The following is a 15,219-nucleotide window of genomic DNA, read 5'->3' as shown; positions in this document are numbered from 1 at the left end:
ATCGGTGTGCTCACAAGAACTCCTCTGCCGAACCGTCACCTGCCGCGCACTTCCTCCAGCACGGCAACTATCGTCGTTTCCTCGATCGAGCGCGGAAATCCGATCATCACCCGGTCGATCACGCCGTCGCACCGGTCTGCGATCTTGGCCGCCAACTTGTCGATCGGGGCGACCACCGCGAATGCCTCCAGAATCTGGTCGTCGATCAGCGTGCCCATCGCGTCCCACTCGCCGGCGAGGCTGAGCCGGTGCAGTTCGTCGTGCAGATCGGACCACCCGTGCAGCGCAAGCACTTTGCGATAGGCCGGGGTCGACCCGTAGAAGGCGATCTGCTTGCGGGTGGCGACGGCGGCGTCGGTGACCTGGCGCTCGTCGGCGCCGGTCACTACGAAAATGGGACACGACACCTGAAAGTCGCTGCGCCGCCTGCCCGATCGGGCCATACCGCGTTCGAGCGCCGGGATGGTGACCTCTTGAAAGTAGCGTTTGGTCGTGAACGCGTGGGCCAGAACGCCGTCGGCGACCTCGCCGGCCATCTCGGTCATCGCCTCACCCACCGCGGCGATGAACACCTTCGGGAACCCGTAGTCATGCGGTTCGGGAGTGAACATCGGCGTCATCAGCTTGTGCGTGTAGAAGTCGCCCTCGAACCGCAGCCGCGAACCGTCGCGCCAGCATGTCCAGATTTCGCGCATCGCGTGCACGAATTCGCCCATGCGGCGCACGGGCTGGCTCCACGGCATGCTGAACCGCTTCTCGATGTGCGGCCGGATCTGCGAACCCAGCCCCACGATGAGCCGGCCCCGCGAATAGTCCTGCAGATCCCAGCCGATGTTGGCCACGGTCATGGGGTTTCGGGCGAACGCCACCGCGATGCTGGTGCCGAGATCGAGGGTTTGGGTGTGCTCGGCGGCGAGCGTCAGCGGCAGGAACGGGTCGTGGGCGACCTCGGCCGTCCAGCACCCGTCATACCCGCGCCGCTGCAGCGTGCCCGCCGTTTCGGCCACGTCGGCGAGCCGACTGGAGACCGCCCCGTCGACCTTCAGGCCGGCGCCGCTAAGCATGGTCGTAGACGCTACAGTAAGCGATTCAGTATGGTCAACGAGGTCATGCCGGTGCGACGATCGCCTATCCATGGACAGGAGTTGTGATGACCAAGGCCGAGGATTGGCATGCCACGCTCGACGAGCTGTCGCGGCGACGTCAGACCGCCTACGACATGGGCGGCGCCGAACGGGTCGCCAAGCACCGCCACAAAGGCAAGCTCGACGCCCGCGCGCGCATCGAGTACCTGCTCGACAAGGGCACGTTCCGCGAGTTCGGCACCCTGGTCGGCGGTGACATCGCCGCCGACGGCATCGTCGCCGGCTCCGGCTATCTCGACGGCAAGCCGGTGATGGTCGGCGCCGAGGATTTCACGACACTGGCGGGCAGCATCGGCCCCGGCGGAAACGCCAAGCGGTACCGATTGGCGGAGCTGGCCGTGCGCGACAAGGTGCCGCTGGTGATGCTGCTCGAGGGCGCGGGCTTTCGCCCCAGCGGCGAGCACTACGGCCGCACCCCGACCGACCTTCTCGCGCAAGCCCAGTGTTCGGGCAAGGTGCCGATGGTCGCCGGTTTGCTCGGGCCGTCGGCCGGGCACGGCGCGCTGGTCGCTCCGGTCTGCGACTGGACGATCATGAGCCGCCAGGGCGCCATCTTCACCGCGGGCCCTCCCGTGGTGAAAGAGTCGACGGGCGAGGACATCTCGAAGGAGGACCTCGGCGGTCCGACGGTGGCCCTCGCCAGCGGCGTGATCCACAACCTCGCCGAGGACGACGAAGCGGTGCTCGACGACATCCGCCGCTACCTGTCGTACTTTCCGGCCAGCGCGTGGTCGTATCCGGATTCGCTTCCCGCCGATGAGGCGGCCGCCCCGCGGAACACCCCGGAGCTGCTCGAGCTTGTGCCCCGCGGCAATCGGCGCGTCTACGACATGCGGCGCGTGCTCGACGTCGTCTTCGACCGCCCCGACTGGTTCGAGGTCCAGCCGAAGTTCGGGCCGGCGATCATCTGCGCGCTGGCCCATCTCGGCGGCCACCCCGTCGCGGTGGTGGCCAACCAACCGCAGGTCATCGCCGGTTCCATCGACGCCGACGCCGCGGACAAAGCGGCACACTTCATCACCGTCGCCGACTCGTTCCACCTGCCGATCGTGTTCCTCGCCGACAACCCGGGGATGCTGCCCGGGAGCCGCTCGGAGAAAGCCGGTGTGCTGCGCAGCGGTGCGCGGATGTTCGCCGCGCAGACCGCCGCGACGACGATCAAGCTGCACGTCACACTGCGCAAGGCGTACGGTTTCGGCTCGATGGTGATGTCGCTGTTGGGGTTTGACAACCAGAGCGCGACGTTCGCCTACCCGGGCGCCACGATGGGCGCGATGAGCGCGGCCGCACTCAGCAAGGCCTCACACGCCGCCGAGGATGTCGAGGCGCGGCTTCGCCAGATGGAGGTCGAGGCGTCGTTCCGGTCGGCGGGTCACCTCGGTTTCGACGACCTGATCCATCCCGAGGAGACCCGCAACGCACTGCTGTGGGGGCTGCAGCGAGCGGTCTACAGCCGCCAGGCTGCCCCCGAACCGGTCGCCCGCACGGTCATCACGCCCTGAACCCAGTCCGCGCTAACCCCAGTCCGCTCGAGCGAGCGTGTCTGCACACGACGCGCCGCCCTTTTTTCCGCGAACGCGCACGCTCGCGCAGCGGTGAGCGTGCAAATCGCGCGCACTTTTCGCGGCGTGGCGTGAACAGACACGCACGCTCGCCACAAGAAGCGCTGTGGGGTTACTCAGAGGCGCGGTAGGCGGCGACGATCGGTTCCAGTTCGTCGGGCGTCGCGCCGTGCATGATCAGCGCGTCGGCGCCGTAGTCGAACTCCTTGCGGATGCGCTCGACGCACTGCCGGGCCGATCCGGTGGCCGACGGCTCCAACCATTCGTCGGGGATCAGGGTCGCGATGTGTTCGATCTGCTCGGCCGACGCCTTGTGGTCGATACCGCCGGGGATCGACTGGACGACCTTGTCGTCGCGGAAGCGTTGCAGCACAGCAGGATCCCAGCCGTTGGTGCTGACCAGGAGATCACCGTAGCCCTGCAGGTACGTGGCCAGCCGGGCCACCGTCTTTTTCAACCGCAGCTCTTCGGGCAGATGGTCGCCGACCGTGGCAAAGCATGACCACACCCGCACGCTCGACGGATCGCGGCCCGCCTTCTCGGCGGCGTCCTTGACCGTCTTCACGGCCCGCTGCAGCGTCTCGGGAGTGAAGTAGGTGTGCAGGACGACGTCGTCGAACGCCCGCCCGCCCAGCGCCAGCGTCTGCGGGCCGAACGCCACGATCGCCAGCCGGATGTCTTCGCGGAAGTCCGGGTCGAGGAACAGCACCTGATACTTGCCGATCGGTCCGTCGTGGTTGAAGATCACCTCGCCGTTCCACAGCCGACGCACGACCTGGGCGAAATCCTCCATCTGCGCGGTCGTGACCGACGGGATGCCGAACGCCGCGTACATCGCCGCGACCCCCCGCCCGATGCCCAAGGTGAAGCGGCCGCCCGAGAGGCGGTGCATCGTCGTGGCCCACGATCCGGTGATGAGCGGATGACGTGTGTTGTGATTCGTTGCCGCCGTGGCGATCTGCATGCGCGACGTCACCGCGCACGCCGCACCCACCAGCGACGACGCTTCCTTGACGTTCCAGCGTTCGGAGATGAACGCGGTGCCGAACCCGAGCTCCTCGCCGCGGCGAGCCTCGTCCATCAGCGTGGCCGGGCCCTCACCCCCGGCGCCCGCCAACAGGTAGTAGCCCAGCTCGTCGAGCACTTGTTCGCCGCTCATTTCCCCACGTCGCTTCGCTCCCCAGCCCGCCGGATCCGTCACGCCCACACTCCTTGCTTGTAGCCGCAGTTCCACACCTCGACGATTCTGCCGTCGACCACCCGGAAGACTTCCATACTGCCGATCGTGGTCTGCGTCCCGTCCTTCATCGTGATCGGTGACTGGTAGACGATCGCGACGTGCTCACCGTCGTCACCGGCGACCACGAGGTTCAGGTCGAAGCGGATGCTCTCCGACACCTGCCACATATCGACCACCCGTCGCACCGCCTGCTCGTGCGTCAGAACATGCGCCGGCTCCCCCACTTCGTGGCGAATCACCGTCTCGCCCAACAGTTCCTCGGCCAGTGCAAAGTCCGCCTTGTTCCACGCCACCAGGTTGTACAACTCCACCACCTCGCGTGCGGACCGGCTCATGAGAACACCTCCAGGGCGTCGATGGCATCGATCGCGGCCACGGCGCGGTCGGTGAGCGTCAGGCACAGTCGCCGGGACCGTTCCGGCAACGCGTCCCACCCGTTGAGCGTGATGACCGGCAGCACCATCAGATAGACCGCGGCGAAGCGGTAGTGCCGCCACGCCTCCTCGAAGTCGTATGCAGATCCGTGCGCGGCGACGTGGTCGAGGTACTCACGCAGCAGCGCCTCGTCGTGGCCTTCCCGGACGTCGGTCGGCAGGCCCTGGGTGACGAGGTACGCGATGTCGGCCGCACCCGCGCCGCGGGCGGTGAACTGGAAGTCGACCACCTTCATCCGGTCGCCGGAGAAGAAGAGGTTGTCGGCCCGGATATCGCCGTGCAGCACCATGTCCCGTTCGGCAAGCACGGGCAGCGCCGCGACCGCGCGTTCGGCGAAGCGTTCCGCGAACGCCGCCACACCGGGCGGGACTCGCACCGCGGTCTGCGCACGGTAGATCTGCCATCCCGGCCCGAACGCCGGAAGCAGCAGGTCCCGTGCGATCGGGGTGTCGATGCTCGGAAACTGCTCGAGCACAGCCGGTTCGCCCGACCACGCATGCAGGCCGGCCAGTTCTCCGATGCAGGTGCGGGCCCGGTCCATCGTCAGCCCCGCCAGGTGATCGGCGTTGTCCCACTCCGAGAGGTCCTCGAGCAGCAGCACGAAATCGACGCCGTCATCAGCCATCCGGGCGGTGTAGACCCGCGGTGTGTCCATCGGCGCCCGCCCGGCGACGTCACGGTAGAAGGACACCTCGCGCCGGTAGCCACCCAGCAGCTCCATCGCGCCGCGCGCCTCCGACACCGCGGGAAGTTTGGCGATCAGCGTGGACGGCACCGCCGCGCCGGTCAGGTGCAGCCGGTACAGCAGCGACGAGAAACCGCTGTCCATCGCGATCTGCTCGGCGCGGACGTCGTCGACTGTCGCGCCGTGGAGCCCCGCGTCGGTGCGGAGCGCCTCGGTCAACCACGCGGCGTCGATCTCGTCGATTCCGCCGGGCACCGCGGCGGCCGTACTCGCCGTCATCACGCCCCGCTCCCGCTGACCGCCCTGAGGAAGCGTTCCGACGCCCGCTGCACACCGCCCGCGAACAGGTGGCCGACGTGGCTGCCGCAGTGCCAGTACAGTTCGCCGCCCCACCGTTCGTGCAGTCGCTCGGCCGGCTCGCGACGCGCCATCTGGTCGTGCCACGCCCCGACGATGAGCCGACGCTCGGGCGGAGCCGTGGGCTCGACGGACTGGTAGTCCACGACCGACATCACGCGTTCGACGGGTTCTGACCGCAACAGGTCGACCGTCTCGCGCACCGACGGTCCCCACCGCCCGAGGTGTGCGGCGATCATCGCGTTGAGCCCGAAGATCGGGGTGTAGACCGCGACGGCGTCGACCGCTTCGAGGTGCGAGACCAGACCCGCCACCGGGCTGCCCATCGAAACCCCTGATACGGCAATCGCACTCGCCTGCGGCCGAAGCCAACGGAGCACCGCCCGCACCTCGGACACCACCCGGATCATGCCCGCCAGGTTGTTCAGCGGATCCATGTTCGGATATGTCGGCCACCGGTCGCGCCGCACCCCGCATCCGGGTTGCACCGGCAGCGCAATGTTGTACCCGAGCTGTTCCTGCAGCCGCCGCGCCCGCGAGAACACCAGGTCGATCGGCAGCCCCTGACCGGCGCCGTGCACCCACACCAGCCACGGCCGCGCCTCGTCACCGCTTCGGCACAGATGGACCACCGCCGTGGCGGGACCGCCGAATCCCTGCAGCGACGACGGCAGGTGGGGGTCGTGCTCGAAGCTCAATTGTTCGTATCGGGATCGGCCGAACCGGCGGTGCCGGATCATTCTGGGCCGCAGCGCATCCGGCTCGACGTGCACACCCCCCATGCCCAAGCCCTCTAGCTCCTCAGCGGCGGCGGCGCAGGACTCGACCGTGCGCTCCAGCCGCGGTGGAGGTGCGGTCAGCGTCATTCCCGTCAGCGCCAGTTCGTCGAGCACGACCTCACCGAGTTGGCGGGCACCGCTGCGCGACAGCGGCTTCCAGTCGCCGGGTCCGGCCACCGCGGCGTGTGCTCTGGGCACCACGCCCGCGAAGTCGCGCCCGACGCGGTACGCGCGTTCGGCGGGTCTCATGCCAGCTTGAACCCGGCGTAGCCGGCGTCGGCGACCTCGTCGCAGCGGCGCCGGTACTCGGGAATGCCCGCGGTGTAGCCCATGTACATCCGCTTCTTGCCCGGTACGTTGCCGCCGTTGTACCAGGAGTTGCACGACGGATGGTCGAGCACCGTCGGCGCCACCAACGACGTCGCGTGTTCGATCCACTCGCGTTGCGCGTCGGGCAACGCTTCGATGCTGCGATACCCCTTGTCCTTCAGGTACCCGATGCAGTCGCCGATCCACTCGACGTGCTGTTCGAGCGCGGTCACGAAATTGCTTGCCGGGGCCGGGCTTCCGGGCGCCTGGATGATGAACAGGTTCGGGAAGCCCGCCACCGCGATCCCCAGGTATGCGTACGGCCCCTCGGTCGTCCAAAAGTCGCCCAGGGACAGCTCGTCGCGCCCGGTCACCGCGATCCTCGTCATCGCCCCGGTCATCGCGTCGAAGCCGGTGGCGTAGATGATCACGTCGAGCTCGTGGTCGCCCTGTTCCGTGCGGATGCCCGTCGAGGTGACCTCCACGATCGGACCCTTGCGCAGGTCAACCAGCGTCACGTTGGCGCGGTTGAATGTCTCGTAGTAACCCTGGTCGATGATCGGACGCTTACATCCGAACGGGTGCGTCGGGGTCAGCGCCGCCGCGGTCTCGGGGTTCTTGACGATGCGCGCCACCGCCTCGCCGTAGAGTTTGGCCGCCATCTGGTTGGCCTCGATGTCGAAGAACACGTCGCCCCAGCTGAGCGCGCCGATGATGCCGCCCTCCTCGACGGCGCGCAGTTGCTCCTCGCGAGAAGCCGACTTCAGCGGCGGTTTGGTCATCATCTCGAACATCACCGAGAACGCGCTCAGCCGGGCCGCGCCCACCGCGTGTTCGCGTTGCGCGGCGCGGATCTGGGCGTAGTTCGCCTTCAACTCGTCGAGTTCGCCGTCGTCGAAGGGGCGAACCTCCCACGGCAGCGTATAGGCCGGCGAGCGCTGAAAGACGGTGAGGTGGCCGGCCTGTTGAGCCACGACCGGGATCAGTTGTACGCCAGTCGAACCCGTCCCGATCACGCCGACCCGCTTGCCAGCCAAGTCCACGTCGTGCTGCGGCCACCGACTGGTGAACAGCGAGACACCCTCGAAGGCACCCATGCCGGGGATCTCCGGCTCCTTCGGGACCGACAGGATCCCCGTCGCCGCCACGACGAACGGTGCGACGAACACCTTCCCGTCCGCGGCCCGCACCTCCCACTCGGAGGCGGTCTCGTCGAAGGTCATCGCGGTGACCTCGGTGTGGAACCGGATGTCGCGGCGGAGATCGAGTCGGTCGGCAACGAAGTTCAGGTACGCCTCGATCTCGGGCTGGCGCGGCATCGTCTCGGTCCACACCCACTCCTGCTCGATCTCCTCGGAGAAGCTGTAGGAGTACTCGATGCTCTCGATGTCACAGCGGGCACCGGGATACCGGTTGAACAGCCATGTGCCCCCGACGTTCTCGGCCTTCTCCAGGACGATGGTGCGCAGCCCCTGCTCACGCAGTCGATGCAGCGCGTACAGCCCGGAGAACCCGGCCCCGACGATGATCGCGTCGAAGCGGGTGGAATCGGATGTCGTCACAGGTGGGCCCTCACGTCCAGGAAGTGGAGATACTGTAACTATTACAGTATTGCGCCGGACCGCAGGCGGATTTCGGTGAACACGACCGGATCGTCGCTGTTCCTGAAACCACTACTGTAAGCTCTTCCATTACTACGCGGATATGGGAGGCGGCGCGGCATGAAAGTACCGTTCACCTGGAAGGTCACCGGTTGGTTCATGATCGGCTGGTCCGCGGAATTCCCCGCGGGCGAGACGCGGCCGCTGCGGTACTTCGGCGAAGACCTGGTCGCCTACCGCGACGAGGCCGGCGAGCTGCACATGCTTTCTGCGCACTGTCGGCATCTCGGCGCGCACATCGGCCACGGCGGCAAGGTCGTCGGCGAATGCGTCGAATGTCCCTTCCACGGTTGGCGGTGGGGCCCGGACGGCACCAACCGCTACATCCCCTACCAGCCCGACCGGCCCAACAAGGCGCTGCGTCTTCGCGTCTTCCCGGTGCGCGAGCAGTACGGCTGCGTGTTCGCCTGGCATCACCCCGAAGGCGAGCCGCCGCGGTGGGAACTGCCGGACTTGTTCCACAAATTTCCGCAGTTCCCGACCGCAGAAGACGCGTATTATCGCCCGTACCCAGAGTTTTCGAGCCGCGCAGAACGCGAGCCGGTGCATCCGCAGATCGTCGCGGAGAACGGCCCCGACAGCGCGCACTTCCACTACGTGCATCACGCGACCGTCACCCCGAAGTGCCTCAACTGGGAGATAGTCGATGAGGAGTGGCGGTTCCTGACCGGGTGGCCCGACGCCTCCAGCGACGATCCGGACAAGATGGCGCTCTACATCCACAGCCACCTGTCCGGTCTCGGGTTCGCGATCAGCGCGTTCGAGGGCTCGTCGAACCACCGGCTGATCTTCGCGTGCACTCCGGTCGAGGACGGCTACTCGGACATGTTCTATTCGATCTGGTGGCCGCGCCTGCCCGGTGACACCTCCGACGTCCCGCCCGAGGAGGTGCGCCGCAAGGTCGAGCGCCAATTCATGGGTACGGTGTGGGACGACCTCAACATCTGGCGCTACCAGGAATACATCGAGAACCCCGCGTTGTCCCGCACGGACGCGAAACCGTATATGGCGCTGCGGAAGTGGGCGAAACAGTTTTACGACCTCCCCGCAACGGTATGAAGCCCGCGGTAGCCGCGCAGTGACCGACACCGAGGACCACATCCGCGAATTCGCCAGGGTCAAACCGACTCTGGGTTCTCCGGAGATGGGTCGGTTCATCTCCGCGCTGCGGAGACTGCAGAACATCACGGTCTCCACCGATCCGGACGCCGTGCTGTGGAACGACTCGGCCGCACTGCTCGAGGACATGTGCGAACGCCTGGAAGCACATAAGGCTCCCGCGGGCGTCGCCCCCGCCGGCCGGGCTGCCAATCTGCCCGGCAACGGACACCCCCTGATGCCGCCGTGGCAGGTCGTGACGTCCGGACCGGACGAGGTCACGATGCGCGGGCATTTCGGCCGCTTCCACGTCGGAGGCAACGACGCCGTGCACGGCGGGGTGATCCCGCTGTTCTACGACTGGCACTTCGGCATGGTGGTCTCGGCGGCCGGCCGCCCAGACAGCCGCACCGCCTACCTGCACGTGGACTACCGGCGAGTGACGCCGATCGAGGTACCGCTCGAGGCTCGGGCGTGGATCGATTCGGTCGAGGGGCGGAAACTGTTCGTGAGGGCGGCGATGACGGACGCGGACGGCAACGTACTATCCGAGGCCAACGGTCTGATGATCAAACTGCTTGCCCACCAGCCGTGAAAGGCACCCCGGAAAGAAGCAATGTCTGTGACCACACAGTTCACCGTCCCGGCCGCCGCCGACACCGTCGCCGCCGTGATCGGCGACCGAGAGTTCATCGTCCAAGGCGATCGCCGATACACCTACGCCCAGGTTGTCGAGCGGGCCAACCGCCTGGCCGCGTTTCTGCACAGCCGCGGGCTCGGCTGCCACGTCGAGCGCTCCGAGCTCGCCGGGCACGAGGTGGGCCAGGACCTGTTGGGCATCTACGCCTACAACGGCCCCGAGTACATCGAAGGCATGCTCGGCTCGTGGCGGGCCCGCGTCGCGCCGTTCAACGTCAACTACCGCTACGTCAAGAACGAATTGCAGTATCTGCTCAACGATTCCGGGGCCGGTGCGCTGCTGTACCACGCGACGTTTGCACCCCGTGTCGCCGAGGTGCTACCGGGTCTGCCCGACCTTCGCGTGCTGATCCAGATCGCCGACGACTCGGGCAACGACCTGCTCGACGGCGCCGTCGACTACGAATCGATCGTCGGCGACGGCACCGCGGTGCTGCCGCCGATCGAGCCATCCCCCGATGACCTCTACGTGCTGTACACCGGCGGCACGACCGGCATGCCGAAGGGCGTGCTGTGGCGCCAGCACGACATCTTCATGACCTCGTTCGGCGGACGCAACATGGCCACCGGCGAGCTCATCACCTCACTCGAGGACATTGCCAAGCGGGTCACCGAAGGCCCCGGCACCAAGATCCTCACCCTGCCGCCACTCATGCACGGCGCCGCCCAGTGGGCGGCGATGACCGCGATGACGACGGGCCAGACCATCGTGTTCACCGCGAATCCCGCCAGCCTCGACGTCGACGAGGTGGTGCAGACGATCGAGCGGGAGAAAGTCCTCGTGGTGCAGGTGGTCGGCGACGCGGTGGCACGTCCGCTCGCCGACGCGATCGAGCGCAGTTCGGCCGACCTGTCGTCGCTCGCTGTGGTGGCCAACGGCGGAGCGCTGCTCACCCCGACCGCCAAACAACGGCTCATCGACGTCAAACCCGGCCTGATCGTCATGGACGGCGTGGGGTCCTCGGAGACCGGCATCCAGATGAACCACATGTCGGCCCCCGGTGCGGTGTCGACCGGCCAGTTCAACGCGGGTCCCGATACCTTCGTCGCGTCCGAGGACTTCACCGCGATCCTCGAACCCGGCCACGACGGCATCGGATGGTTGGCGCAGCGGGGTTACGTGCCGCTGGGCTATAAGGGCGATGCGGACAAGACCGCCAAGACCTTCCCGGTGATCGACGGGGTGCGGTACTCGATCCCGGGCGACCGCGCCCGCCACCAGGCCGACGGATCCATCGAGTTGCTGGGCCGCGATTCGGTGACCATCAACTCCGGCGGCGAGAAGATCTTCGCCGAGGAGGTCGAGACGGCGCTGCTGTCGCATCCGGCCGTCGCGGACGTCGTGGTGTCGGGGCGGCCCAGCGAGCGGTGGGGGCAGGAGGTCGTCGCGGTCGTCGCCCTCACCGAGGGCGCCAGCGCCGACGCCCAGGAACTCATTGACCATGCCGCGAATTCCATTGCGCGCTACAAACTTCCGAAAGCCGTGGTGTTCCGGCCGGTGATCGAACGCAGTCCCGCGGGCAAGGCCGACTACCGGTGGGCCCGGGAGCAGGCGATCAGCGCGAACGCCTGAGCCGACGCCTGGTCCGGTTGCGCGCCAGACGCAGCCCGAGCGCGGTCGTCGCCCGCATCGACGCGGTGAACGGCGGCGCCGCGCGTCCGGTGATGGTGAACGGCAGGTCGGTCCCGACGACGGTGCGGTGGTGGCTGAACGCGTAGAACCCCGCCTTGCCGTGGTAGGCGCCCATCCCGCTGCGGCCCACTCCGCCGAACGGTGCCGCCGACGGAATCATCTGCGCGGCGAAGTCGTTGCGTGCCACGCCGCCGCTGCGGGTGTCGCGCACGAAGCGCCGAAACTCGCTGTTGTCAGGTCCGTACCAGTACGCGACCAGTGGTGACGGGCGCCGATTGATGTAGTCGATCGCCTCGTCGAGGCGCTGGTAGGCCCGCACCCCGAGCACCGGGCCGAAGACCTCTTCGGCGGCGATCGCCATCCGGTCGTCGATGCCGCGCACGAGGGTGGGGGCGATCTTTCGCGACTCGCGGTCGGGCAGAACCTCGCCGTCCGGTGCGACCGCCTCCACGCGCGCGCCCTTAGCTCGTGCGTCGTCGATAAGAGCGACGACACGGTCGAAATTCGCCTTGTTCACCGACGAGCAGTACTCGTCATTGTCGACAATGCTCGGAAACATCTGTCGCCAAGTCTGTTTCACGATCGCAACGAACGCGTCGATTCGGTCGTCAGGTACGAAGACGTAGTCGGGGCAGACGCAGACCTGACCTCCGTTGATCATCCGTGAACGCGCGATGCGGGCTGCGGACCGGCGCAGGTCCGCGTCCCGCGCGACGACGACCGGGTTCTTGCCCCCGAGTTCGAGCGTCACGGGCACCAGGTTCTCGGCGGCCGCCCGCTGGACCAAAGCGCCAACGGAGGGCGAGCCGGTGAAGAACAGGTGGTCGAACGGCAGTGACGAGAACTCGGCTGCGACATCAGGTCCGCCGGTCACCACATCGAGTTCGGTGGGATCGAAGTACTTCGGCGCCGTCGACTTCATCAGGGCCGCGGTGTGCGGCGTTATCTCCGACATCTTGATCATCACCCGGTTGCCCGCCGCGAAAGCCGCTGCAGCGGGCAGCACCACCAGGTTCAGCGGGAAGTTCCACGGCCCGATGATGCCGACCACGCCCAGCGGTGACGGCTCGACCTCGGCCCGAAGCCCGAACAACCGGCCGGCCCGCATCAACGGCGTCGCCCGCATCCACTGCGCCACATGGGATCTGGTGTGCTCGATGACCGAGATCATGCCGAGTATCTCGGTGAACAGCGAGCCCGCCCTCGGCCGGGTCCCGTAGTCGGCGGCCATGGCGTCGACGAACGAGTCGGCGTTGTCCAGCACCAGCGACAGCAATCGGTCGATGCGATGGCGCCGCTCGGCAGCACTCGGCGGGCCGTCTGCCAGGAACGCGCTCCGTTGGCGCTCGAGCGCGGTCATCATCGCGTCGCGCGCGCTGCCCTCGGCGGTGCCCACCTGAATTGTGCTCTCGCTCATCACACCACCATCGCCAGAAGAGATTGTCTGCCGGACCCGAATTGTTTACTGTCGTGCTTACAGTCGGCCGTTCGAATGGTACGCCGACCCGGTCTGCCGCGAAGGGAATGCACGAGATGACCGAAAAGCGCAAAGTCGTCGTGATCGGCGCGGGGTCGGGTATCGGGGCGGCGGTCGCGACGCATTTCCACGACCGCGGCGATCACGTCCTCGCGGTCGACGTCCGCGACCACCGAACGCCGGCCTCCGAATCCGCGCGCTGCGATCTGCGCGATCCGGCCGCCATTCGCGGCCTGCTCGACTCGATCGGGTCGGACTGGGACATGGTGGCGCACGTCGCCGGCGTCCCCGGTACGGCGCCGCCCGCTGACGTGCTCAAGGTCAATTACCTCGGCATGCGACTGGTCGTCGAGGGCATGCTCCCCCGAATGCGCCGAGGCGGATCGATCGTCGCGGTCGCCTCGACCGCCGCGCTCGGATGGGACCAACGCGTCGAGACCCTGACCGGACTCCTCGAACTCACCGACGCCGACGCCGTCGAGCGCTGGCAGGCCGAGCAGGATCCGGACTATCCCGTGTACAGCACCTCCAAGCAGGCGGTGATCCTGTACGCCAAACGGCTCGCGGGTCCGGCGTGGACCACCTACGGCGTGCGGATCAACACGGTCAGCCCCGGACCGGTCGAGACGCCGATCCTCACCGACTTCGAGCAGACCATGGGCAAGGAGGTCTTGGACATGTGCAAGGCCACCGTCGGGCGGCACGCCTCGGTCGACGACATCGTCCCGGTGATCTCGTTCCTCGGGTCCCCGGAGGCGCGGTGGATCACCGGCCAAGACCTCCAGGTCGATGCCGGCTTCGTCAACTCGATGCTCGCGGGCGCACCGGTGCAACTTCCCCAGCCAGCACCTATCGTCACGTAGCCCTATACTGTAAGCTTTACAGTACCCATGCTCGTTACCTGTCCGGACCAGACGAGGGAGATCAATCGTGGATAGCCCCGTACAGGACGCCACGGTCGACGAAACCTTCGACCTGCTGCGAGACCCCTACCCGATGTTCGCGCAGAAGCGGCGGGAAACCAGCGGTGTCTTTCGCGGCAGCGTCATGGACTGGTCCCAGGCGCCGGAGGCGATGCCGGAAAACCTCTATGCGGCCGTGTCTTTCGATGCAGTCAACCGGGTCTTCCGCGACGGCAAGGTGTTCAACTCACACATCTACGACAACACCATCGGCCTGTTCATCGGGCCGACCATCCTGGCGATGGAGGGTAAGAAACACTGGGACCACCGCAACCTGGTGTCCTCGGCGTTTAAGTCGAAGTCGTTGGCGCGCTGGGAACCCGAGGTCGTGCGCCCGGTGGTCACCGCGCTGATCGATGAGTTCATCGACAACGGGAGCGCAGACCTGGTTCGGGAATTCACATTCGAGTTCCCGACCCGCGTCATCTCCAAGCTGCTTGGCCTGCCCGAGGAGGACCTGCCGTGGTTCCGTAAGCGGGCCGTCGAATTGATCAGCTACCACGTCCGGTACAAGCGCGCATTCGAGGCGTCCGCCGCGCTGAAGGATTACTTCCTGGCGCAGATCGACAAGCGCAGGTCCAAGCCGACCGAGGACATCATCGGCGATCTGGTCACCGCCGAGATCGACGGCGAGAAACTCAGCGACGAGTCCATCTACTCGTTCCTGCGGCTGCTGCTGCCCGCGGGGCTGGAGACAACGTACCGGTCGTCGGGAAACCTGCTGTACCTGTTGCTCACCCACCCTGAGCAGTTCGCAGCGGTACAGGCCGACCGGGAGCTCATCTCGCCGGCCATCGAAGAAGGCCTACGGTTTGAGACGCCGTTGACCACCGTGCAGCGCTACGCGACCGAGGAAACCGAGCTCGGAGGTGTCACCATCCCCGAGGGTTCGGTGATCGACGTATGCATCGGATCGGCCAACCGCGACGAAAACCGGTGGGAACGCTCCGAGGAGTTCGACATCTTCCGCAAGCGCACACCGCACATCTCCTTCGCGGCGGGCGAGCACACCTGTATGGGACTGCATCTAGCGCGCATGGAGACCCGGGTCGCGATGGAATCCCTACTGGACCGGCTGACCAACATCGAACTCGTCACCGACGACAACCCCCACATCGCCGGCCAACCCTTCCGCTCACCCACGGCGTTGCCCGTGACGTTCGATCCGGCCGGTTGA

13 protein-coding genes are annotated in these 15,219 nt (G+C 67.0%); 6 read left to right on the top strand and 7 right to left on the bottom strand.

Annotated features, from left to right (window positions below):
- Positions 1–35: 35 nt before the first annotated feature.
- Positions 36–1,064 carry an LLM class F420-dependent oxidoreductase gene (locus tag AU192_RS17355; RefSeq protein WP_064398362.1) on the bottom strand — a complete coding sequence of 343 codons (1,029 nt, stop codon included), beginning with the start codon at positions 1,062–1,064 and terminating at the stop codon, positions 36–38.
- 86 nt (positions 1,065–1,150) lie between these two features.
- On the opposite strand from AU192_RS17355, the gene AU192_RS17350 reads away from it, so the two are divergent.
- Positions 1,151–2,647, top strand: coding sequence for an acyl-CoA carboxylase subunit beta (locus AU192_RS17350; protein WP_064398359.1), 1,497 nt, complete (start codon positions 1,151–1,153; stop codon positions 2,645–2,647).
- 172 nt (positions 2,648–2,819) lie between these two features.
- Here AU192_RS17350 and AU192_RS17345 read toward each other — a convergent pair whose 3' ends face one another.
- From AU192_RS17345 to AU192_RS17325, 5 genes are read right to left on the bottom strand one after another with little or no spacing between them, the layout of a single operon-like run.
- Positions 2,820–3,866, bottom strand: coding sequence for a TIGR03857 family LLM class F420-dependent oxidoreductase (locus AU192_RS17345; protein ID WP_064398358.1), 1,047 nt, complete (start codon positions 3,864–3,866; stop codon positions 2,820–2,822).
- Between the two features lie 38 nt (positions 3,867–3,904).
- A complete protein-coding gene (locus AU192_RS17340; protein WP_064398356.1) occupies positions 3,905–4,282 on the bottom strand; it encodes a nuclear transport factor 2 family protein in 378 nt (125 codons plus the stop codon).
- A complete protein-coding gene (locus tag AU192_RS17335) occupies positions 4,279–5,346 on the bottom strand; it encodes a phosphotransferase (protein ID WP_064398820.1) in 1,068 nt (355 codons plus the stop codon). Before AU192_RS17335 ends, AU192_RS17340 begins: the two co-directional genes overlap by 4 nt.
- Positions 5,346–6,452, bottom strand: coding sequence for a hypothetical protein (locus AU192_RS17330; RefSeq protein ID WP_064398354.1), 1,107 nt, complete (start codon positions 6,450–6,452; stop codon positions 5,346–5,348). Before AU192_RS17330 ends, AU192_RS17335 begins: the two co-directional genes overlap by 1 nt.
- A complete protein-coding gene (locus AU192_RS17325; RefSeq protein WP_064398352.1) occupies positions 6,449–8,074 on the bottom strand; it encodes a flavin-containing monooxygenase in 1,626 nt (541 codons plus the stop codon). Before AU192_RS17325 ends, AU192_RS17330 begins: the two co-directional genes overlap by 4 nt.
- A 159-nt stretch (positions 8,075–8,233) precedes the next feature.
- On the opposite strand from AU192_RS17325, the gene AU192_RS17320 reads away from it, so the two are divergent.
- Genes AU192_RS17320 through AU192_RS17310 form a run of 3 tightly spaced genes read left to right on the top strand, consistent with a single transcriptional unit; the run spans position 8,234 to position 11,543 of the window.
- On the top strand, positions 8,234–9,232 hold the full coding sequence (locus AU192_RS17320; protein WP_064398349.1) for an aromatic ring-hydroxylating oxygenase subunit alpha: 999 nt from the start codon (positions 8,234–8,236) through the stop codon (positions 9,230–9,232).
- A gap of 19 nt (positions 9,233–9,251) precedes the next feature.
- Complete coding sequence (locus AU192_RS17315) at positions 9,252–9,866, top strand: PaaI family thioesterase (RefSeq protein ID WP_064398347.1); 615 nt, start codon at positions 9,252–9,254, stop codon at positions 9,864–9,866.
- A gap of 21 nt (positions 9,867–9,887) precedes the next feature.
- Positions 9,888–11,543, top strand: a complete 1,656-nt coding sequence (locus AU192_RS17310; RefSeq protein ID WP_064398345.1) for an acyl-CoA synthetase — start codon at positions 9,888–9,890, stop codon at positions 11,541–11,543.
- Here the strand turns inward: AU192_RS17310 and AU192_RS17305 are convergent.
- Entirely contained in the window at positions 11,527–13,020 is a 1,494-nt protein-coding gene (locus tag AU192_RS17305; RefSeq protein WP_082695045.1) for a coniferyl aldehyde dehydrogenase, read from the bottom strand. The two genes, AU192_RS17310 and AU192_RS17305, sit on opposite strands and share 17 nt — an antisense overlap.
- A gap of 116 nt (positions 13,021–13,136) precedes the next feature.
- Here AU192_RS17305 and AU192_RS17300 point away from each other — a divergent pair, with 116 nt between their 5' ends.
- Together AU192_RS17300 and AU192_RS17295 are read left to right on the top strand one after the other, a co-directional pair.
- Entirely contained in the window at positions 13,137–13,943 is an 807-nt protein-coding gene (locus AU192_RS17300) for a coniferyl-alcohol dehydrogenase (RefSeq protein WP_064398815.1), read from the top strand.
- 67 nt (positions 13,944–14,010) lie between these two features.
- The gene (locus AU192_RS17295; RefSeq protein WP_064398343.1) at positions 14,011–15,219 is read left to right on the top strand and encodes a cytochrome P450; all 1,209 of its coding nucleotides are present in this window, start codon (positions 14,011–14,013) and stop codon (positions 15,217–15,219) included.

Origin of the sequence: Mycobacterium lehmannii (genome assembly GCF_001499925.1) — a bacterium.
Taxonomy (GTDB): domain Bacteria; phylum Actinomycetota; class Actinomycetes; order Mycobacteriales; family Mycobacteriaceae; genus Mycobacterium; species Mycobacterium lehmannii.
This window is presented reverse-complemented; position numbering and strand designations above follow the sequence as displayed.